Source organism: Nonomuraea maheshkhaliensis, assembly GCF_039529435.1.
GTDB lineage: Bacteria > Actinomycetota > Actinomycetes > Streptosporangiales > Streptosporangiaceae > Nonomuraea > Nonomuraea maheshkhaliensis.
On the sequence record NZ_BAAAMU010000026.1, the window covers coordinates 92,765 to 112,441 of the forward strand.

Annotated in this window: 21 protein-coding genes; 7 read left to right on the forward strand and 14 right to left on the reverse strand. The window is 69.4% G+C overall.

Annotated features, from left to right (window positions below; all coding sequences use genetic code 11):
* Positions 1 to 5 precede the first annotated feature (5 nt).
* From ABFX54_RS19860 to ABFX54_RS19885, 6 genes are read left to right on the forward strand one after another with little or no spacing between them, the layout of a single operon-like run.
* Positions 6 to 938, forward strand: a complete 933-nt coding sequence (locus tag ABFX54_RS19860; RefSeq protein WP_346106808.1) for a triphosphoribosyl-dephospho-CoA synthase — start codon at positions 6 to 8, stop codon at positions 936 to 938.
* Positions 926 to 1,216, forward strand: coding sequence for a malonate decarboxylase subunit delta (locus tag ABFX54_RS19865; protein WP_346106809.1), 291 nt, complete (start codon positions 926 to 928; stop codon positions 1,214 to 1,216). Before ABFX54_RS19860 ends, ABFX54_RS19865 begins: the two co-directional genes overlap by 13 nt.
* Positions 1,213 to 2,085 carry a biotin-independent malonate decarboxylase subunit beta gene (mdcD, locus tag ABFX54_RS19870; protein WP_346106811.1) on the forward strand — a complete coding sequence of 291 codons (873 nt, stop codon included), beginning with the start codon at positions 1,213 to 1,215 and terminating at the stop codon, positions 2,083 to 2,085. Before ABFX54_RS19865 ends, mdcD begins: the two co-directional genes overlap by 4 nt.
* The gene (locus tag ABFX54_RS19875; protein ID WP_346106813.1) at positions 2,082 to 2,930 is read left to right on the forward strand and encodes a biotin-independent malonate decarboxylase subunit gamma; all 849 of its coding nucleotides are present in this window, start codon (positions 2,082 to 2,084) and stop codon (positions 2,928 to 2,930) included. Before mdcD ends, ABFX54_RS19875 begins: the two co-directional genes overlap by 4 nt.
* On the forward strand, positions 2,921 to 3,544 hold the full coding sequence (locus ABFX54_RS19880) for a malonate decarboxylase holo-ACP synthase (protein ID WP_346106815.1): 624 nt from the start codon (positions 2,921 to 2,923) through the stop codon (positions 3,542 to 3,544). Before ABFX54_RS19875 ends, ABFX54_RS19880 begins: the two co-directional genes overlap by 10 nt.
* Entirely contained in the window at positions 3,541 to 4,482 is a 942-nt protein-coding gene (locus ABFX54_RS19885) for an acyltransferase domain-containing protein (RefSeq protein ID WP_346106816.1), read from the forward strand. Before ABFX54_RS19880 ends, ABFX54_RS19885 begins: the two co-directional genes overlap by 4 nt.
* Before the next feature lie 3 nt (positions 4,483 to 4,485).
* Here ABFX54_RS19885 and ABFX54_RS19890 read toward each other — a convergent pair whose 3' ends face one another.
* Positions 4,486 to 4,704: a hypothetical protein gene (locus tag ABFX54_RS19890; RefSeq protein ID WP_346106818.1), complete on the reverse strand. Its 219-nt coding sequence runs from the start codon at positions 4,702 to 4,704 to the stop codon at positions 4,486 to 4,488.
* A 254-nt stretch (positions 4,705 to 4,958) separates the two neighbouring features.
* Positions 4,959 to 5,339, reverse strand: coding sequence for a flavin reductase family protein (locus ABFX54_RS19895; protein ID WP_346106840.1), 381 nt, complete (start codon positions 5,337 to 5,339; stop codon positions 4,959 to 4,961).
* Between ABFX54_RS19895 and ABFX54_RS19900 the strand changes: the two genes are divergently transcribed.
* Positions 5,320 to 5,490: a hypothetical protein gene (locus ABFX54_RS19900; RefSeq protein ID WP_346106841.1), complete on the forward strand. Its 171-nt coding sequence runs from the start codon at positions 5,320 to 5,322 to the stop codon at positions 5,488 to 5,490. The two genes, ABFX54_RS19895 and ABFX54_RS19900, sit on opposite strands and share 20 nt — an antisense overlap.
* On the opposite strand, the gene ABFX54_RS19905 is transcribed toward ABFX54_RS19900, so the two are convergent.
* The 12 genes from ABFX54_RS19905 to ABFX54_RS19960 all read right to left on the reverse strand — a co-directional run.
* Entirely contained in the window at positions 5,455 to 6,762 is a 1,308-nt protein-coding gene (locus ABFX54_RS19905) for a coproporphyrinogen-III oxidase family protein (RefSeq protein WP_346106820.1), read from the reverse strand. The genes ABFX54_RS19900 and ABFX54_RS19905 overlap by 36 nt on opposite strands.
* Positions 6,759 to 9,350 carry a peptidase M16 family protein gene (locus tag ABFX54_RS19910; RefSeq protein WP_346106821.1) on the reverse strand — a complete coding sequence of 864 codons (2,592 nt, stop codon included), beginning with the start codon at positions 9,348 to 9,350 and terminating at the stop codon, positions 6,759 to 6,761. Before ABFX54_RS19910 ends, ABFX54_RS19905 begins: the two co-directional genes overlap by 4 nt.
* Entirely contained in the window at positions 9,347 to 10,453 is a 1,107-nt protein-coding gene (locus ABFX54_RS19915; protein ID WP_346106823.1) for a HesA/MoeB/ThiF family protein, read from the reverse strand. The genes ABFX54_RS19910 and ABFX54_RS19915 overlap by 4 nt, the downstream gene beginning before the upstream one ends.
* A 4-nt stretch (positions 10,454 to 10,457) precedes the next feature.
* Complete coding sequence (locus tag ABFX54_RS19920; protein WP_346106825.1) at positions 10,458 to 11,693, reverse strand: aKG-HExxH-type peptide beta-hydroxylase; 1,236 nt, start codon at positions 11,691 to 11,693, stop codon at positions 10,458 to 10,460.
* Position 11,694: 1 nt separating this feature from the next.
* The gene (locus tag ABFX54_RS19925; RefSeq protein WP_346106827.1) at positions 11,695 to 12,912 is read right to left on the reverse strand and encodes an aKG-HExxH-type peptide beta-hydroxylase; all 1,218 of its coding nucleotides are present in this window, start codon (positions 12,910 to 12,912) and stop codon (positions 11,695 to 11,697) included.
* A complete protein-coding gene (locus ABFX54_RS19930; protein WP_346106828.1) occupies positions 12,905 to 14,182 on the reverse strand; it encodes a tetratricopeptide repeat protein in 1,278 nt (425 codons plus the stop codon). Before ABFX54_RS19930 ends, ABFX54_RS19925 begins: the two co-directional genes overlap by 8 nt.
* Entirely contained in the window at positions 14,179 to 15,447 is a 1,269-nt protein-coding gene (locus ABFX54_RS19935) for a tetratricopeptide repeat protein (RefSeq protein ID WP_346106830.1), read from the reverse strand. The genes ABFX54_RS19930 and ABFX54_RS19935 overlap by 4 nt, the downstream gene beginning before the upstream one ends.
* A gap of 71 nt (positions 15,448 to 15,518) precedes the next feature.
* The gene (locus tag ABFX54_RS19940) at positions 15,519 to 16,844 is read right to left on the reverse strand and encodes an MFS transporter (RefSeq protein ID WP_346106832.1); all 1,326 of its coding nucleotides are present in this window, start codon (positions 16,842 to 16,844) and stop codon (positions 15,519 to 15,521) included.
* Between the two features lie 84 nt (positions 16,845 to 16,928).
* Positions 16,929 to 17,057 (reverse strand): hypothetical protein, encoded by a 129-nt coding sequence (locus ABFX54_RS19945; RefSeq protein ID WP_346106833.1) that lies wholly within the window; start codon positions 17,055 to 17,057, stop codon positions 16,929 to 16,931.
* Positions 17,058 to 17,164: 107 nt separating this feature from the next.
* Positions 17,165 to 18,280 carry a phytanoyl-CoA dioxygenase family protein gene (locus ABFX54_RS19950; protein ID WP_346106835.1) on the reverse strand — a complete coding sequence of 372 codons (1,116 nt, stop codon included), beginning with the start codon at positions 18,278 to 18,280 and terminating at the stop codon, positions 17,165 to 17,167.
* Between the two features lie 101 nt (positions 18,281 to 18,381).
* Positions 18,382 to 19,143, reverse strand: a complete 762-nt coding sequence (locus tag ABFX54_RS19955; protein ID WP_346106836.1) for a class I SAM-dependent DNA methyltransferase — start codon at positions 19,141 to 19,143, stop codon at positions 18,382 to 18,384.
* Between the two features lie 243 nt (positions 19,144 to 19,386).
* Positions 19,387 to 19,677 (reverse strand): hypothetical protein (locus tag ABFX54_RS19960; RefSeq protein WP_346106838.1); only part of this gene is annotated, 291 nt, incomplete at its 5' end.

Below are 19,677 nucleotides of genomic sequence, written 5' to 3' on the forward strand. Positions count from 1 at the left end.
CGCCGATGACCGTGATCGAGCACGCCAGGCCGTCCGCGGCCGTGCTGGCCGGCGCGGCCGTTCTGGCGCTGTGCGAGGAGGCCCGGCTGAGTCCCAAACCCGGGCTGGTCGACGGTCGCGGCGGCGGCGCTCACGATGACATGGACCTTCCGCTCATGCTGGCCTCCGCCGAGGCGCTGCGGCCCGCGTTCCACGAGATCGCCCAGACCGCCGAGCGGACGCCCGCCGGCGCCGGGCTGCGGGAGCGGCTGGGCGTGCTCGGCCGCAGGGGTGAGCGGGCGATGCTGCGGGCCACCGGCGGCGTCAACACCCATCGCGGGGCCCTGTGGGCGCTCGGGCTGCTGGTCGCCGCCGTCGCCGGCGGCGCGGCCTGGCATCGTGGGGCCTGGGATGGTGCGGCCTGGGATTGTGGGCCCTGGGATCGTGCGATCTGGGGTCGTGCGGCCGCCCGTGAGGCGGCCCGGCTGGCCGCGCTGCCCGATCGGCGGGCCCCGGTGGGGGAGTCGTCCCACGGCGACCTGGCCCGGTCGCGCTACGGGGCCGGCGGCGCCCGCAGGGAGGCCGAGAACGCCTTCCCGCACGTCACCGAGGTCGCGCTGCCGCGGCTGCGGGCGGGCAGGGCCGCCGGTCTCGGCGAGGAGGCGGCCCGGCTGGACGCCTTGCTGGCCGTGATGAGCCTGCTCGACGACACCTGCGTCCTGCACCGCGGCGGCCCTGACGGCCTGCGTACCGTACGGTCCGGCGCCCGGCGGGTCCTGGCCGAGGGAGGCGCGAGTACCGGCCCCGGCCGTGCCGCGCTCATGGAACTGGACGACGAGCTGCGCGCGCGGCGCCTGTCACCGGGCGGGAGCGGCGATCTGCTGGCCGCCGCGCTCTTCCTCGACATGGTGCCGTGGCCGGAACCCGCTGAGCAGGAGGTGCTCGCATGCAGACGCTGAGCTACGAGTTCCCCGCGGACCGCCCGGCCGCCCGGCGCAGCCACGTCGGGGTGGTCGGCTCGGGGGATGTGGAGGTCCTGATGACTCCCGCGAACGGGATCGCCCGCGTGCGGGTGCGTACCAGTGTGGATGGGTTCGACACGGTGTGGCGGACGGTGCTGGAGCGCTTCTTCGCCCGCCACCCCGTGGCCGCGGACTTCGAGCTCAACGACTTCGGCGCCACGCCGGGCGTGGTGACCCTGCGCCTGCGGCAGGCCATCGAGGAGGGCAGGGCATGACGGTCACCGAGTGGGAATCGCTGCTCGGCCGTACCAGCTTCATCGAGCTGGACGCCAGGGAACGGGCGAAGGCGCTGCTGGACGAGGGCGCCCGCGAACTGTGCGGACCCTTCGATCGCATCGAGTCGCCGTGGCTGGAGCCGCAGGGCGTCGTCCCGCAGTCCGACGACGGCGTCGTCGTGGTCAAGGGCGAGCTGGACGGGCGGCGCGCGGTCGTGATCGGCATCGAACAGGCCTTCCAGGGCGGCGGCATCGGCGAGGTCTCCGGCGCGAAGATCGCCGCCGCGCTGTCCCTGGCGGCACGGGACAGCCGCGCCGGCACTCCGACCGTGGCGGTGCTGCTGCTGGAGACCGGCGGCGTCCGCCTCCAGGAGGCCAACCTGGGCCTGGCCACGGTGGCCGAGGTGTGCGCGGCGGTGCTGGAGCTGCGCGCGCTCCAGCCCGTGGTGGGCGTCATCGCCGGGGCGCTGGGCTGTTTCGGCGGCGTGAGCATCGCCGCCGGACTGTGCACGAAGCTGATCATGACGGCGGAGAGCCGGCTCGGGCTCGACGGTCCCGAGGTGATCGAGTCGGAGGCGGGGATCGCCGAGTTCGACGCCTCCGACCATCCGCTGATCTGGTCGATCGACGGCGGGACACAGCGCGTCAGGACCGGGCTGGCGGACGCGCTGGTCCTCGACGACGTCGCCGCGCTGCGGGCCGCCGTGGTCGAGGCCGTGCGGGAGGGTGTGCCCGCCGAGCCTCGCTCGCGGCGGATCGGGGAGTTGCGGGCCTGCCTGGAAGCCGTGGATCCGGCGCATCCGCCTGCTCCGGCCGAGCTCGCGGCGGTGTGGGGGAGACCCGCGCGGGCGGGGGGAGGTTCGGGATGAGTCGTGGGGTGAACTGGACGCACGCGCTCGCGGACGGGGCGGTGAACGCCGTCGTGCCGTCCGTGATCACCGCTGATTGCGGGCTGGGCGACGACAGCGCCCGGATCGTCACCGTTGTGCCGGACCCGGCGAGTCCCTATCACCGTGCGCGCGCGGGGGAGGTCGGGCTGCGCGAAGGGCTCGCCATCGCCGAGGCGGTGACCGAGGTGGTCGCAGCGGACGGGCGGTCGCGTAAGGGGCAGGCAGGTGACGGGCCGCCGGGTGACGGGCAGTCGCGGGACGGCCGCCGCCCGATCGTCGCCGTGGTCGACCTGCCCAGCCAGGCTTACGGGCGCGTCGAGGAACTGCTCGGCATCCACCACGCGCTGGCCGCCGCCGTGGACGCCTACGCCACCGCCAGGACGGCCGGACATCCGGTCATCACGCTCATCGTCGGGAACGCCCTGTCCGGCGGGCTGCTCGCGCACGGTCTGCAGGCGAACCAGATCCTGGCGCTGGACGATCCCGGCGTGGTGATCCACGCCATGCACAAGGAGGCCGCGGCCAAGGTGACCCTGAGGACGGTGGCCGAGCTCGACGAGCTGGCCGCACGGTTCCCGCCGCTGTCGTACGACGTCGGCGACTGGGCCAAGCTCGGCCTGTGCGACGAGCTGCTGCGGGTGGAGAACGCCGGCCAGCCGACCGACGAGGACGTCACGAAGGTGCGGAACGCGCTGGCCGCCGCCGTCGTACGGGCCAGGAAAGGGCCCCGAGACCTGAGCAACCGTCTCAACTCGCCGGGCGCTCTGCAGACCAGGGCGGCTTCGCGGCGCATCCACGAGGAACTCGCGCGGCAATGGGGGTGACGGCGCGCCCGCACGACCTGATCCGGCTCGCGGGCGGCGCGGTGGCCGGTGCCGAGCTGCCCGGATGGGCCGTGGCGTCGCTGGCGGCCTGCGGCTGGGCCGTCGTACGGCGGGCACCGCACCCGCCCGGCCTGATCCCCATCGGGGTACGCGGACCTCAGCGGTCACAGCGCCACGCCACCCTCGTCCCTGCGGAGGAGGTGACCCGCCACGTGCCCCCGGAAGAGCTGAACCACCCGCACCCGCACGCCACCCTGCCCACCGCTCTGTGCGACACCCTGTCCGCCGTCGGCCCGCTGCTGGCCCAGGAGTTGGGGCGCGAGGCCGTCTGGGGCCCGGTCGGCAGTGTCGGTTTCGAGCTGGCCACCGGGCACCGGGTCACCCACCCCGCCAGCGACCTCGACCTGCTCGTACGCACGCCCCACAGACTGCCCCCAGCAACAGCCGCCCGCCTGGTGACGGCCTTCACCACCCTCCCCAGCCGGGTCGACTGCCAGCTGGAAACCCCGCGCGGCGGGATCAGCCTGAGCGAGTGGGCCCGTACCGGCGGCCCGGCCCTGGTTCGCACCCCGCACGGCCCCGAACTGGTCGACGACCCCTGGGCAAGCCCATGACGGTCGCCTTCCTCTACCCCGGCCAGGGCACCCAGCGGCCCGGAATGCTGCACGACCTGCCAAGCCATCCGGCCGTCACCGCGACCCTCGCCGAGGCCGAACGCGTCCTGCCCGGCTCGTCCACGCGGGACGACGCGCCGGCACTGGCGTCCACCGTCACCACGCAGATCGCGCTCTGCGTCGCCGGCGTCGCCACGACCAGGGCGCTCACCGCCGAAGGCGCCGAGCCCGACGCCGTGGCCGGCCATTCCGCCGGCGCCTTCCCCGCCGCCGTCACCGCCGGCGTGCTCACCTTCGCCGAAGCCCTCATGGCCGTACGCCACCGCGCCGAACTCATGCGCGACGCCTACCCGTCCGGGTACGGCATGGCCGCCGTGCTCGGGCTCGGCGTGCCCAGGGCCCGCGCGCTGATCGAGTCGGTCACGACAGACGACGACCCCGCGTACCTGGCCGTCATCGACGCCGACCAGCAGGTCGTGGCCGCCGGCAGCGACCGCGCGCTGGACCGCCTCGACGCGGCGGCCGAGCGGGCCGGGGCGCGGCGCGTGCGGCGGCTGGACATCGGCGTCCCCTCGCACTGCCCGCTGCTCGCCGGGCTCGCCGACGCCATGGCGGCCCACCTCGGCACGGTGCCCAGGCGCGCCGTCACCGTCACCTACCTCGGCGGACGCACCGGCCGCCCGCTCACGGACGCGGACGCCGTCCTCGACGACCTGGCCCACGGGGTGGCCGCCACCCTGCGCTGGCGGGACGTCGTCGCCCTGCTCGGCGAGCTCGGCACGACACTGTTCGTCCAGGCGCCGCCCGGGCACGTGCTCGCCCGCATCGCGCAGGCCGCGAACCCCCGCGCCCGCGCGATCACCCTGGCCCGCACGCCCGTCGCCGACGCGGTGGAGCTGACCCGCCGTGCCCGCGCGACGGACGTACGAACAGCATGATCATCACCTGTGACGGTAATCGTCACGACGCTCGTCGTCGTCGCGTTCACGGTCCTCGGGCGGGATGGGGTACGGATCGTCCGGCGCGTCCGGAACGGGCGGAACCGGGATGGGATCCGCCGCGAATGTGGTGGTGGTCCGGGCGGCGTGGGCCACGCCGAGACCGGAGCCGGCGAGTACGGATGCCATCACTGCGGCTGACACGAGCAGGCGTTCGAACATCGAAATCACTCCCGTCGCGCGATGAGAACCATGGCAGGTAGGAGATGACCGGGCGTCGACGTCGCCCCCGAAGCGCCGATACGGCGCGCGAAGCACCTTCAACGCTAGCGGAGCCACACCGCGCGGTCTCTCCGCGGGAGGCAAAGCCTTCCCAAGCTGGTGGCGGGCGGGAACGGGAAGGTACGTCCTGATCGGTGATCCTCTGGCGCTGGGTCGCCACCGCCATATCAAGAGCATGGCGCGCTCGCCTCCGATCAGCCGCCCGCCACGAACGTGCCGTAACTCCGGTCGTGACGGAGCAGCGGCTCGCCTCCGCCACCAAGTGAGGCCTCCACGAGAGCGACCACGATGATGTGATCGCCCACCCGCATCTGGCTCTCCGCCGCACACAGGAAAACGGCGTGGGCGTGCGCCAGCACCGGACAGCCTTCCACTTCGGCGAGCGTCGTGTCCGCGAACTTCTCCCGCCCCGCCCCCGCGAACGTGATCGCCGTCTCACGCTGGTCGGACGCGAGCACGTTCACCGTGAACCTGACGCCCGACCGGATGACCGCGAACGTCCCGGAGTCGTCACCGAAGCACAGGACGAACCGCGGCGGGGACAAGGTGAGCGGGGTGATCGAGGTCATCGTCATCCCGGCCAACACGTCCCCGGCCCTCGCTGCCACCACGCAGACCCCGCTGGGCAGACGCGCGAAGGCGGACCTGAACGCCTCCCTGGAACGATTCGCCCGAGCCATCGCCTTCGCCTCAGGAGCGCTGGTCACGAGGCGATCCGGTCTGTGATCTGGCGTAGGAGATGAGTCGCCGGTGCCAGGTACGCCCCGGTCCCGTGAGATGAACGGCATCGGGGCCGACCTCGATCAGCCCGTCGGCGGCCAGCTCCGCCATCTCGTCCCGGAAGTCGTCCAACAGGACGGTGCCGAACGCGTCCTCGTACACGCGGAAGTCGACCGAGTAATAGTGCAGGGCGTTGAACAGATAGCGTTCGCGCCGTTGGCGCGCGGTCATCTGAGGGGAGACGAACGTGACGAGGTGCTCGCCCCGCCGCACCGCGTCTATGTAGGCGTCGGTGTTCTTCGCCGTGGCGAACCGGCGGTGGTTGATCAGGCCGTAGGCGCCTGGTCCGATGCCGAGCACCTCTACGTCCGGACGGCGGTGCGTCCAATGGTTGTAGCGGTTCTCGTATCCGGGCTTGGCGAAGTAGTCGAACATGTACATCTCGAAGCCGGCTTGTTCCGCCGCTTCGACGACGTCCTCGTACATGCGCTGGACCGCGGGGGCGCTCGTACCGAGCATCTGAGGGACCTTGCCACGCTTGATGAGCCGCTGCTGCGGTGTTCCCTCATGCACCCGGTACTCGTAGATGGTGAAATGGCGGACGTCCAGCTCACCGAGCTGCTCCAGGTCGCGCTGCCACACTTCGCGGCGCTGGCCGGGCAGGTTGTACATCATGTCGAACTGGACGTTGTCGAAACCGTGCCGCTTCAACTCGTGCAGGGCCGAGATGCTCTGGTTCGCCGCGTGCGGGGAACCGATCGTCCTCAAGGTGTCCGGATCGAAGGACTGCACACCCAGGCTCACCCGGGAAATGCCAGAATCGGCCACGTAACGGCTCTTGTCTGGGGTGAAGTCGGACGCATTCCCCTCCAGCGTGATCTCGCAGTCGTCGGCCAGGGAGAAGTTCGTCTCGATCGCACTCATGATGGTGCGGAGGTGTTCGGTGCCGAGGATGGATCCCGTGCCGCCGCCGATGTAGACGGCCCGGACCCTGCCGGTTCGCCACCTGCGGTAAGAGGCCCACCGCTCCAGGTCGGCGACCAGCGCCGAGACGTAGGCGCTTTCCATCCCGCGAGGGTCGCGCGGTGACAGCAGGTTCACGAAGTACGGGCACGCACGGCACCTGACGCGGCAGAACGGGATCGAGATGTAGACAAGGAAATCGCCGCCCATCTCATCCACGGCGAATTCTTCGGCCACCACCCGGTGGCCGGACGTGTTCTGGTCGAGCGCCGGCAGTGACGGCAGCATGGCGGGCCGTCTTTCGATCAGGGTCATCTGCTCTCCAAGAGTTGCTTGGCGAGGTCGCCCGGCGCCCCGATGACGATCACGGGCTGGTTCGCCGACCACCGGGTCAGACAGGCGCGGATCTCGTCGGTGCTCACCGCGTCGACGCCGGCACAGAGGGCCGCGCGGGTGCCGTCGTCCGCCACAGCGTCGGCCGCCCTCGTGGCCAGGGGTGGGGTCTTTACGAGTGCGTTGCACGCCGCCGATTTCGCGACGCGTACCTCGTGTTCGCCGGGGTCAGTCGCCTGTTTGACGGCATCCACCACGTGAGCGAGTGTGACGTGCGCGTCCGGGGTCCCCATGAACGTGATCGTCATGGCGCCGAGCCACCACATCGGTTCAACGCGGCTCCCGTGCGCGCCGAGGGCCCGAACGGTGCTGTAAAGACGGCGGCGGATCATGCAGGCGGCGACGATTTCGGCCGCCGATCCGCGCCGCACCGCTTCTGAGCACTCGAAAGCCAGCACCGCGCTGCCCGGAGCCGCCGCCACCGCGTTGTCTGGTTGGAGCGGATCGAGTCTGCCCGGCGGTAGCGCGCGGCGGGGGACGCCGATGTCCAGCCACTCTTCCGTCTCGTCCGGTCCCTCCGAATCACCGGTGAGAACGATCGTGCGGGGCCGCACCGCCAGGTCTCTGAGCATTTCCGCGACGGCGCGCTGATCGGCGGCTGCTTGCACGTGCCGGATGAGGTACAGGGCGGCGGCCGAGCCCGACACCTGGGCAGCGGTCGCGTCGTGCGCGCGCCGCGCCTTCGCCGGACCGCTGCTTCGCCGCCCAGCCCGCAGGCATGCCTGCACCACCTGATCGGGGGCGTTCTCGAGGAACGACAGCCGTTGCCGCACCCACGCGCGGACGTCCCGGGCGTCTTCCGTGTGGTGGGTGATGGTGATGCGCAACCGTGCGTCGTACCGATCCACGTCACTGTCCGCCGCGCGCACGACCGGCTCGACGGCACAACGCCACCGCTGTGCCGCGAACACGGCCCCGACGCTCCGCACCATCGGGAGCATCGTGTCCGCAAGCCCATTGAGCACGATGTCGATCACCACGTGGGCGACGCCCTGGGTATCGGTCCGCCAGCTCCACACGTCAAGCTCGTCGTCAACGCGGCTCGGACCGCACAATTCCGATGCCTTCGCGCGCATCGCCGGGAGTGCTGACAGGACGGCTTCGGCAGTCCTTCGGTCGGGTCTGGACAGAGTCTTACTCCGGGGCGCAGGCGAGGGCGCATGGCGGGGCGCAGGAAGGGGCGCGTGGCCTGAGGGCGACAGGCGGACGAAGCGGGACGCGTCGCCGGGCAAGAGGCCAAGGATTCGGTCGGGTTCTTCGATCACCTCCTGGACATGGCGTTCCCTGTCGACCGCGCCCAGGGGATCCGCACCGTGGACGATCAGGCCCACCGCGTCGAGGGCCAGCCGTACCTCCCACGGCTCCGCCGGGTTCGTCCGGCCGCTTCTGTCGCGTAGGTCCAGCAGTACGGTACGAGCCGTCGCGCGGATCGCGTCCAGGCCGAAAGGTGACCCTGACAGGACCTCGGCAAGGTCGGACAGCACCGGTAAGGGCTCGGTTCCCTGAGGGCAGATCGCACCGGCCATCAGAATGGTGTGCGGATAGTGCGTATGCACGCCAGTGGCGGGCGAAATGCCGACCCCGCTGTGTCGGGCGAACACGCCCCGCAGGTCCGAGCGGTCGTCGCGGACCATCGTCTGGGCGAGGATCTGGGCCCTCATGACCGCACCGTTGTCCGCCATCGGCTCCAGCGGCACGGCGATGACGGCATGCGGGGCCTTCTCCGTGGCGTTCTCGTCGTGAGGCCGCGAGCCCAGATCAGGCACCGGATGCACGGCGGGCGGCAGCGGGCCTGGGTTCATGGGCCGGTCGAGGATCACGGCACGGTGGAAACACGATGCGGAGATCGGGCCCACGGTGAGGAGACAGGCCCGTTCCGGCCGGATGTACGCGGCGTGGTAGCGACGGGCGTCCTCGGCTCGCACGTGGCGGAGTTCGTGCGGATCATTGCCCTGGGCGCGCAGAGTGCGCAGGGCGGCGGGTGAGTACAGGGCGCGGGCCACGGCGTCGACCGTGGCCGAACGAGGGTCCCTCGCCCGCGCGTTCGCCTCGGCCCAGACCACGCCCCTCACGACCCCGCCTTCGACCGAGATCGCTTCCTCAGCGAACGCGCGGTCGTCGAGGAGGGGATGGAAGGCGCTGTCTGTCAGCACGGAGGCCAGAATGACGGCCATGTCCGGCGATGGCGTCGCTGCCAGCAGGCTCAGGTGATCGGGGCCGGTGAACGCGTTGAGGAAGGAGACGGTGCCGGCGTTCAGCAGGGATGGGAACAGGTGCCTGTCGGGGTGGTCGCGCGAGCCGCAGCCCATCCAGTGCTCCAGCATGTGCGGCACACCGGCGTGTTCGTCCGTTGGCGTGGCGAAGGCCAACGCCACCGCGAAACCGTCGGACGGGGTGTTCACATGGACATGCCGCAGGCCGGTGGTCGCGTGGGTGTAGAGCGAGACGGTTCCTGCTGGTAAGGCGCGGGCGGCCCGGAGGGTGAATCGCCCGGATTCCGCGGAGTTCATGAATCCCCCCGACCGTAACCGGCACGGCCTTCACCGCTGCAGACGGGGCATTTGGGGTGCGGCATCAGCGGACGGATGGCGGAGGTGCTGTCCGGCCTCCACTCCCACAAGGCGTTCACGGTAATGGGCGGGCCGAGTCGGCCCAGGTATCGGAGGACTTCCATGGTCGCCACGCTCGCCGTCACGCTCGCCCACGGGGCAAGGCTGCCGGAGGTGCCCCGGGGCAGGCGCCGCAGCCGTTCGACGACCGAGGGGAAGCCGGGACGGGCCTCGGCCTGCTCGGCCCATTCACACATGGGGCAGGCGCTCTGCCCGGGGAGGTAGAACGGGCCGACGCGCAGGCCGCTGGGATGCAGCAGCGGGCGGCCCGCAGTGCGGCAGGCCTCCGCGAGCCACTGCCGGATGAGCCAAACCGGCTGGTCGGCGGCGCCTACGATGAGGTCGGCATCCGCGACCAGCTCGGCGATCGAACCCGCGTCCGTGACGGTAGCTTGCACGGGACGGACCCGGCAGCGAGGGGCGAACCGGCGCAGGCGTTCCTCCGCCGCCTCGACCTTGGGCCGGCCGATGTCAGCCTCGTCGAACAGGATCGACCGGTTGAGGTTGGACGCCTCCACCACATCCGGATCGACGACGACCAGTTCGCCCACGCCGCAGCAGGCCAAGCCGTAAAGGAGCCAGCTGGCCATGCCGCCGGAGCCGACGACGACGACGCGAGTGCTGAGGAGTTTCCGCAAACGTTCGTATCGCGAGGGCCCGTTGGCCGTCTCGAATTCGGAGAAGTAGTGCAGGGTTCGGTCGTACCGTGCCAGGTCGGCGTCGGTGAGGCCGGTGTCGCTCGGAGCGGTCTCGAGAAACCCCGCGTTCTTGCACAGGTCGAAGATCTCCTGTGCCCGGCCTCCGTCGCCGGACAGCCGGCGTTCGCCGTCCGTGACGCCTTCGGCCAGCAGGTGCATGATCTGTTCTTCCCGCTCGGCGAACGGGACGATGCGGAGGGTCCTCTCGCCCAGACGGAGGATCAGCGACTCCGGCATCGGCAGCAACTGAACGCGTCCTCGTAGCCGCCACGCGGTCGTACTCTCTGTTGTCATGATCGTGTACACGCTCCTACACTTCGGCGATCGTGCACATCTCGCTGTAGAGCAGCTCGCCACGGGGTGTCGGTGTCGTACGGGCGAGTAGGAGATCGAGCCCCTTCCTGAGATCGCTCAGGACTTCCTGGTAGCGGTGGGCAGCGCGTTCGTCGTGGTCGGCAAGCCGCCAGTGGAACTGGGCGATCCGGGCGAATACGAACGTGCCGTGCAGGATCTGATGCATGGGTCGCGGGTCCTCACGCCATGGTGAATCGACCAGCCCCTCGGCCGCGTCCGCCATGATCGGATCCTGCTCCAGCAGGAGGGTGAGGCGGTGGTGGCTGGTCTCGTGCAGGATGTGCTCGGCGGTGATCAGGGTGTCGGAGAACGGCGCGATGTGCTCGCTCATGAACAGCGCGCCGAAGAAGCCCGTGTCGGTGAAGGTCGAGACCAGACGGCTGCGCATGGGGACCACGAGGGCTATGTGCCGGCGGAACTCGGAGGCGAACGAGGCACAGCTGTCGTCGAGCAGGTCAACGGCGCGGTCGAGATGGTCCCTGATCGCCGTGTCCACCGGGTCGAGGGGGGCCAGGTCGCGCTGCGGGTAGCCGGGGATGGCGCTTTTGGCGTTCTGGGAGCGCATGAAGCGCGTCAGCCAGGGATCGGTGGCGTCCACCTCCGTCCCCTGGCGGAGCACGATGTGCGGACGGAAGGCCGGCGACACGTCCCGGTGACCGGCGAGGAAGGAATCGGTATCCACGTCCAAGGCCGTGCCACCGGCCGTCAGCCGGATCGAGGCGCCCTCGTGCGTCACGGTCACGTGGGTGGTCGGTTCGCCAGGGAGGATGAAATGCCCGGGGTGACCGGGGAGGCGGAGCTCGCCGTGACCGAGGAGAGGCAGGCGTACCGGCTGGCCGGGGAGGGCGTTCTGCCGGATGGCCGCGACACACAGGAACCGCCCGAAATGCTCCATGAGCTCTTCGAGTTCGTCGTTACGGCGAGTCGCCACGGCGGTGCGCACCCTGGCCCACCAACTGGAGAACAGCGGCCCGCCCACGATCGAGGCTCGAGTCTCCTCCGGTAGCTGGTGGAAGATCTCCCACCACAGATCGATGCTCGCGGCACTGCGCTCACTTACGCGGTCGAGCAGTTTCGGCAGCACCCGCATCACACCGGCGCCCAGCCGATCGTGGTAATGGTCGAGCAGGTCGTGGCCCGCGGAGTCGCTCACCGCGAGCAGGTCCGGCGCGGTGTGGGACGTCACTGACATGTCATTGTCCAATCGCCTGGTCAGAGGTGAGAGCGGACGCGATCGTGTCCGCGGAACGGCGGAAGCCATCACATTGCGCCCGGCCGAACGGCGTGAGCCGGACCGACGAGTCGATCAGGTCGAGCGCTTCCGCCTGCATCTCCAGGACTTCGCCCAATCGCCGTGACCAGGCAGGGCTGTCGAACACGCGTCGCGCCCGATCGTGAAACTCCGCGATGCGCGCGAAGACGAACGCTCCGTGCACCAGGCCGTCCACCGGTCTTGGGGTCTTCCTGTACGGCGAGTGCAGCCGGTCGGACGGCAGGTGGTCGTGGAAGGGGCGCAGCGTGAACACGGCGTTGAGCCGCAGGTGGCTCGTCTCATGGATCAGGCGCTCGGTCGCCACGACGGGGTCCGCCAGGTCGGTCCTGATGAACAGCAGCCCGTCCAGCGCCGTGTTGCTGAAAGCGACGGTATCGCGGCTGTGGATCGGGACGATCTGCTGAACGATGGCACGAATCTCACCTGCCATCTCCGGCCATACGGTCTCGACCGTGTTCACGGCGTCGGCCAGGTCGGGCGCCGCCTCGGCCGCCTTGGCCACGGAAACGTCGCCCAGCCCACCCTCGGCCGAGCTGTTCTCGTTGGCCCGCTGGAGGTAACCGGCGATCCACGGGTCATCACCCGACACCAGGATGTCGCCGGGGAGCCGTTCGAAGAGCTCGGCGTCCTGAGGCGTCTCGCCGGACGTCAGACGGACGACGCGAGAGCGATCGACCAGTTCCAGGAGACCGGCGTGCGAGGAGGCGACGACCGAGGGCGCCTCCACGCGTATCCGCCAGTACATGCCCGGCAGCCAGAGGCGGCCGTCGTCGCTGGGCGGGAGTTCGACGTCGTTGAAGGAGATCCCCTCAGCCAGCAGCGGGCGGATCAAGAAGCGCGGCAGGTGTGCGGACCATCGTGCCAGCGGCTCCCACTGCGCCGCCTGATACAGCACTGACAGGCGATGCCACCAGTACCCGAAGAGCGGCGCCTTGACGACGTCACGCTGCCCGTCAGTGGAAAGCCGATCGAACAGGTCGATCGATCGCCTCAGGCACTCACCGGCGCCCCCCGGCAGGCGCGCGCTGAGCGCTCTGGCCACGGACGTGACAGCCGTCCGCCGTTTGTCCCAGGCCGACTGCTGGTGGTGATCGCCGTCCGTGACGCAGGACAGTACCGACGGCGTGGCGTTATGCATGGCTCTCTTCCTTGATCAGGGTGCTGAAACTGTCCGGGGACGGTGGAGCGGGCAACCGGTTCAGCCGCTCATGCGCCCAGGCCCGCAAGTGACCGTCGCCGCGCCGTTCGGTGACACACAGGACGCCCTGCAACGCGGTGATGGAGCGCGGGTCGATGTCGAGGGCGGTCATCAGCGCGTCCAGGGCCGCGTCGGTGTCGTTCAGACGGAGGTGGCAGTGGGCCATGAGCGTCCAGGAGACCGCCGCGAAGGGGGATCCGAGCCTGGCGGCGGTACGAAATGAATCCAGCGCCTGCGCGAAGCGCTCCAGCTTGAACAGGGCGTAGCCGAGGTCGCGGTGTGCCCTGCTGTCGGCGGGATCGAGCAAGGTGAGGTCGCGCATACGTTGCAGAGAGAGCTCGGTGTCGCCGCGCCCAGCCGCCTCCCTGCTACGGGTCTCCAGCACCGCGCGCAGGTTTTCGTCCCTGGCCAGGCGGCGTTCGGCGGTGTCGTCAGGCGCGGACCTCGCGAGTTCCTCGCACCGCGCGAGCATTTCGGTCGCCTCGTCGAGCCGGCGGTCGAAGAACGGCGCGAAGCTGCACGCCCGCAGCGCCGCGCTCCGTAAGATCACATCGTCGTCCTCGGCCCCGTCGAACGCGGCCAGCTCTGCCAGCGCCTTCCCGGCCCAGTGGCTTACCGCTCGCGCATCCCGGTCCACCCGTGCGTGATGCACCGTGACGGCCATCGCCGCCACGAGCCGGGCACGCGGTGAAACAGCCTGTTCGTAGGCGTGGCGCAGCAGACTGAGAGCACGCTCGTCCGCACCCCTGTCGCTCTTGTAGACGGCGCTGGCCCGCTGCAGGAGCAGCGACACCTCCACGTCGCCAAGAGGCCCGCCGAGCGGGAGGTCACGCAAGCGCTTCTCGGCCTCGCCGTAGAAGCCCAGCCGGATCAGCAGGTTGACCAGCAGTGATCGGAGACGCGGAGGCTGATCGTCCCAACTGGTCAGGCACTCACACAGCCGCTGCCAACGCGCGCTTCGATGCTCCTCCGCCAGCCGGTCAGGCGTCCGTGCCGCGTACGCGCTCAATCTGGTCTCGCGCACGACCCGATCGCGTAAGCCCGAGACAGGGTTGCTCTGGAACACGGCGGTGACCTGCTCCCCGGCGGCCATCGCCGTGGCGAGGTGGGCCAGGATCCGGTTGTGCAGAGCGCCACCGGAACCGCCGAGGTCCAGGTAGGTGCGAACCGGATGCACGGTCGGGACAAGGTCGAGGTCGATCGACGTCATGCGCTCCTCCCGGATGCCTGAAGACTTTCCAGGGCCAGCCGTCGGCGCCAGGCCATGACCCAACCGCGATGCCAGTCCAGGATCTCCGGCCGCCCGGTACGGGAGGCCAGGCGCCTGGCCCCGCCGGCCGCCCGGTGATCAGCGGGGTCTTCCCGAACGGCCTCGACGTACTCCGCAAGTGCGGACGGGAGGTCGCCGAGCGCCTCCAGGCACTGTGCGACGGCCACCCGCGCGCGCGAGGCGTGCGGCAGGCCGAGGGCCACCGCACGGCGGAACGCGGTGAGGGCGCCTTCGTGATCGCCGCGCGCCCGATGGGTCGTGCCCAGGTTGTAGTGCACCTTGCCGTCGTAGGGGTCGAGTTCCGTGAGCTCGGTCGCGTACGCCACGGCCAGGTCCAGGTGACCGTGCTCACGGGCGGCACGACTCCTCGTCTCCAGCAGTGGATGCAGGTTCTGACGGAACAGAAGCAGGCCGGGGCGGTCTTCCACTCCCTGGCGGGCGAGCTCTTCGGCCAGGTCCAGTTCGTGCGCGGTACGCGCGTGGTCACCGCGAAGGAACGGCTCGTAGCTGACCGCCCGCCAGTAGGTGCTGCGCAACAGCCGGCTGATGGGGGTGTCGTCCCGTTCGAGCCCGCCGGCGTGCCCCGCCGACAGCTCACGCAGTTCCTGGACGGCTGTCAGGTCCGGTGCACGGCCCCGTGCCGCCTTCACGAGCAGCGTGAGGGCGGCGGTCAGGCACATGGAGGCCGGCAAGGCGGTGGAATGGGCTATCAGCGAGAGGACCCTGCGATCGGCGTCCGCCGTCTCCGGTCCCGGCCGAGCTCTCGACAGGGCGTGGCTGCGTTTCATGGCCGTACTGGCCGCGAGAGGATCGGTAGCGATGCTCGCGACGTCGGGCGACGGGAGCGCGCGCAGCGCCGCCACGTCCAGATCCAGCGCACTCAGCAGCACTCCCAGCCGGAGACGCTGTTCGCCGCTCAGCTCTGGCGCGTTCGTGTACAGCTCCACGAGGCGGGACCAGTCGGAGGTCCATTGGTCGCGCGGCAGACCGTCCGGCTCGTCGTGATCGAGGTCGGGCCGCGCGGCGCCGCGGGCGATCGTCGTCCGGAATCCGCGTGGGGTGTGGAGCTGGAGGGGAGAGGCGGGAGCGTCGCGATCGACATCGTCGTACGCCTCCAGCACCCCCGCCGTGTGCAGGGAACAGGCGCTGGGGCGGTGCAGGCCGAAGTACGGGCTGAGCAGCCACAGGTCCCACCTGTCCGACACGCTCGGCACCTCGGGTTCCGCGCCGCCGGGAACCGTGAAGTACGTCGGTTTCGCAGAAACGGCCGGCACGATCAGAGCACCTCCCGTACCCCGCGCTGGGTCATCAGATAAACGGAGCCGAGGATGAAGGTCGCGGCGATGCACATCAGTGACACACTCGCCGAGACCGAGGTGGCCACCAGCCCGAACAGAAGCGGCGCGACGGGCATCGCGGCGCTGCTCAGCGAGGCGATCGAGGCGAAGACCCGGCCCCGCATCTCCTCGGGCACGACGCTCTGCACGTACGTGCTGACCGACACCGTCGCCATGCCCGCCGGCAGCCCGACGAAGAACATGGCCAGAGGTGCCAGCCACGCCTCGGACCCGACACACATCACGAGGATCGCCAGTCCCTGGACGAAGAAGTTGCCGACGAAGACGAGCCCGCGCCTGCGGAGCAGAAAGGTGTGGGTGACGGTGAACATCCCGGCCACCCGGCCGACGCCGATCGCCGCCACGGCCGCGCCGAACAGCACGGTTCCGCCGTCTCCATACGAGAGCAGGAACCCAGGCAGGATGAACACGATGCTGTACTGGGCACCGTCGAGCGCCGGATAGACCAGGAACTGGGCCCGTAGCGCCCGCTCGGTCATGATGAACCGCAGCCCGTCGCGGACGGCGGACAGGATGCCCTTCAACGAACGCGACGGTTTGGCGGCCGTCGGGCGGAGCATCTCGCCGCCGGCCTTGACGCGGATCGCCACGATCAGGAGAGCCGCGATCCCGAAGGTGACCGCGTCGATCCCGAGCAGGGCCCAGAGCGGCACGACGGTCAGTGCCAGGCCCGTGATCGAGGGCCCGAGCACCGTCATCGTCGTGGCGCTGCCCATCAGCAGCGCGTCCATGCGCGCGATCGTCGGCACGTGACCCCCGGCCAGCCGAGGCACGATGGTCTGCACGGCAGGCATGTAGAGCGTGCTCGGCACGGTCAGCAAGATGACGCCGGCAAGCAGTCCCGGCAGGCCCAGCATGGAAGTGGCCAGGGCGGCCGCGATGGCGCCGGTGATCGCCATGCGCACAAGGTCGGCGCCCAGCAGGAGCCCGAACCGGTTGAAGCGGTCGACCAGGACGCCGCTGCACAGGCCGAAGATCGTGAGTGGCAGAGCCATCGCCATCCCGACGAGCGCGCCGTCGAACACGTTCCCGAACTGCTGGGTCGCGTGCCAGGGCACACCCACCTTGAAGAACTGGTCGCCGAGCGCGGACTGTGCCAGCGTCAGCCACAACAAGGCGAAAGGAACATTGCGCAGCAGCTTGCGGTACGAGATTCCGCCCTGACCGTCCAGGCTTTCCTGCCCTGTCTGCCCGGTGGCTTCCGAGCTGGACTCGGGCCCGGATTTCTGCAAAGGCGATGTCATTCGCACATCCTCGAGAGGGTGTCGGAGAGAGACCGGGCTCGGACCGGCGCGGGCGGCCGGCAGGCCACCCGCGCCGGCTTAGCTTCAGAGCGTCATGTAGTTGTACTCGGCCGACAGCAACGTGCCGAACTCCTCGAGCAGCTGCTCCTCGTGGGTGGTCAGCGCGGCCTCGGTTGCGATCTCGGTCTTGGTGGTCAGAGCGTCCTCACCCATGTGCTTCTCCTTTGTTGTCCGGACTTTCCTTCATGCAACCGACACGGACCGGCTAGCACGGGGTGCCGGTGTCCTAGGCGGCGTCGCCCGGAGAGGCGACGCGTGCGTCAGGCCGAAGCCTCGTTCTCCCACTCGACACGGGCCCGCAGGTCCTCGAAGGCGATCTGCGGGTCGGCCTCCTCGGGGCCCGCGAACCGTTCGGCACCCTCACCCGGCACAACATCGGGCAGGATCTGCGGGAACAGTGGCCCGCCGAACCTGTCACCCGGCCGCAGCCCGTGCCTCCAGAAGACGGGCAAGTTGCCCGTGGTCGGCGCGTACCGGGTGTCGTCGCCCAGCCAGCGGGTGGCGAGCGCGCGCCGGGTTCCCGTCTCGCTGGCGTTCCCCGTCGAGTAGTGCAGCGTCCGCAGGCTGAAGATCAGCGCGTCACCCGGCTCGACATCCCAGCTCACGATCGGGAGTTGGTCACGATGGGCTTCGATCGAGACCAGACCGGTCTGGCCGTTCGGCAGCGGCGCGCACGCCATCTCCTCCTCCAACCGGCGATGGACGCCGTGGAAGGCGGCCCGGATGACAGACCGCATCGTCGCGGGTTGCTCGACCTGCGAAAGGTCCAGCCCCTCAGACGGCTTCCAGCCCAGTTTGCTCAGGGCGGCCTCGACCCGGTCGTCGCCGGTGGCCCCGGACAGGCGCGTCGCGCGCGCGGACTCCCACAGATGCGACCCGCGGATGAACTGCAGGGCACTGCTGTGAGCCGTGGCCTCGTCACAGGCGAGCCAGATGTTCATCGCCTGTCTTCCCGCGACGGGCCAGGCGATATCGTCCGTGTGCCAGTTCGTTGGGATCTCGCAGCCGGCGTCCTTTCTGAACATGTGGTCACCGAGGAAGTTGACCCGCTGCGAATGCATCACCTGGGCGGCGATTCTGGCCGCCGGAGAGTGGTAGACGAACTCGCGGAAGGCGTCGCTGTACTTCCACATGAACAGGTCGCTGTACATGTGCCGGTCGGCGTTCGAGAGCAGGCGGCCGTATGGAGTGGGCCTGGTGACCATGTCGTCGATCGCCTCCGCCACGTGGGTCACCCAGCGCTCCGGGAAGATCTTCCGGACGAGGACGACCCCGTCGCGTTCGTACGTGGCGATCTCCTCTTCGGTCAGAGCGCGAAGGGGAGCCTCCGCTGTCGCACCCACCGGCGGGAATTTCTGGGTGACCTGCGAAGTCATGACCTGTTTCCTTTCGTACTGAGGAATCGTCCCTGATTCGGGCAGCATGGATGTCCTGAAGACTTGCTTTTCCCGCCTCACCCCATGGCGGTGCGTGCGGTTCAGGGACGTGCGACGAAGAAAATGCGGGGCACCTGATCGGGATCTTTCACCGATTCACCCAGGGCATCGATTTTCGCCGGCCAGGCGCTCCCGAATCCGGCGCGATGCAATTCGGCGATGATGTCCTCCGCGCTCCAGGCTCGGATGGTGGCGTGCTGCTTGAATTGCCGCCACGGCGCGGACACGTCCTTCCGGTCGAATCCGGTGATGCGCGCGATCGCCGTGCCGCTGCCCGGGTCGTAGCCGATCCTGCTGATCAGTACCAGGTCGTCGGTCTCGCGCACGGAGAACGTGTTCTGCTGACGGAGTCCTGAAATGCTGTGAACATCGAAGATGAAGATGCCGTCGTCAGCGATGACCTCGCGGGTACGGCGAAAGCACGCCGCCAGGTCTTGCAGCCCTGGAAGGTGGTTGAATGAGTCGAACGTGCAGGTCACCAAGTCCGGCGTTCTCGTGATATCGAACTTCGCCACATCCGACCTGATGAATTCAACCTGTTCTTCCAGGGCGCTGTGGCGGGCGTTCTCTCTCGCGAGTTCGATCATGGCCTGGGATTGGTCGACACCGATCACCCGGTAACCGTGCGACGCGAAGGACAATCCCAGCTGACCGGTACCGCAGCACAGATCGAGCAGAGTTCCTGACTCCCGCGCCGTGGTCGCCTGATGATATGTACGCAGCGGTCCGGAGACCTGATGAGCAAAACCTGTGAAGAGTTGGTTGTAAACCGGAGCGAATGTCTCGTCGTAGAACGATTCCATCACACCTCGCACAGACCGTCTGAATACCCTTGTCCCGCCGGCCGACTCGAAGACGTCGAACGTAGTGAACGTCGCTGGAATTTCGGACTCGCCTTGAACGAGCGCTTGACGCGTGGACAAGTGCTGACTCAACGGGCGCCACGCTACCAATGATCGGTATACGTTTGGAATATCCATTGGTATACGTGTATATGTCAGCGGCTCACCTCGGCTCCGGCTGGATGGTTAATACTGCAGCCGCACTTAGTGATCGACGAGTCGGCGCTGGCATTGGTAATGGGCACGACGGGCGCGGGCTTGGTGGCGCCGCCAGTGTGACCAGTGCAGATGGGTGCTCGACGAGATGTCGAGGCCGATGGAGGCGAGCATGGAGCCGGCGGGATCTCGTTGACGGTGAGCGGGATCAGCTCGCGCGAACACCTGGTTCAGGCCGCGGCTGCGGCACCGCTCGCGCGGGACGGTGTTGTCGCCGTAGGCCTCATCGCCGGTGACCCAGCCGAAACTCAGCAGCACATCGTCGGCGGCGCGCTCGAT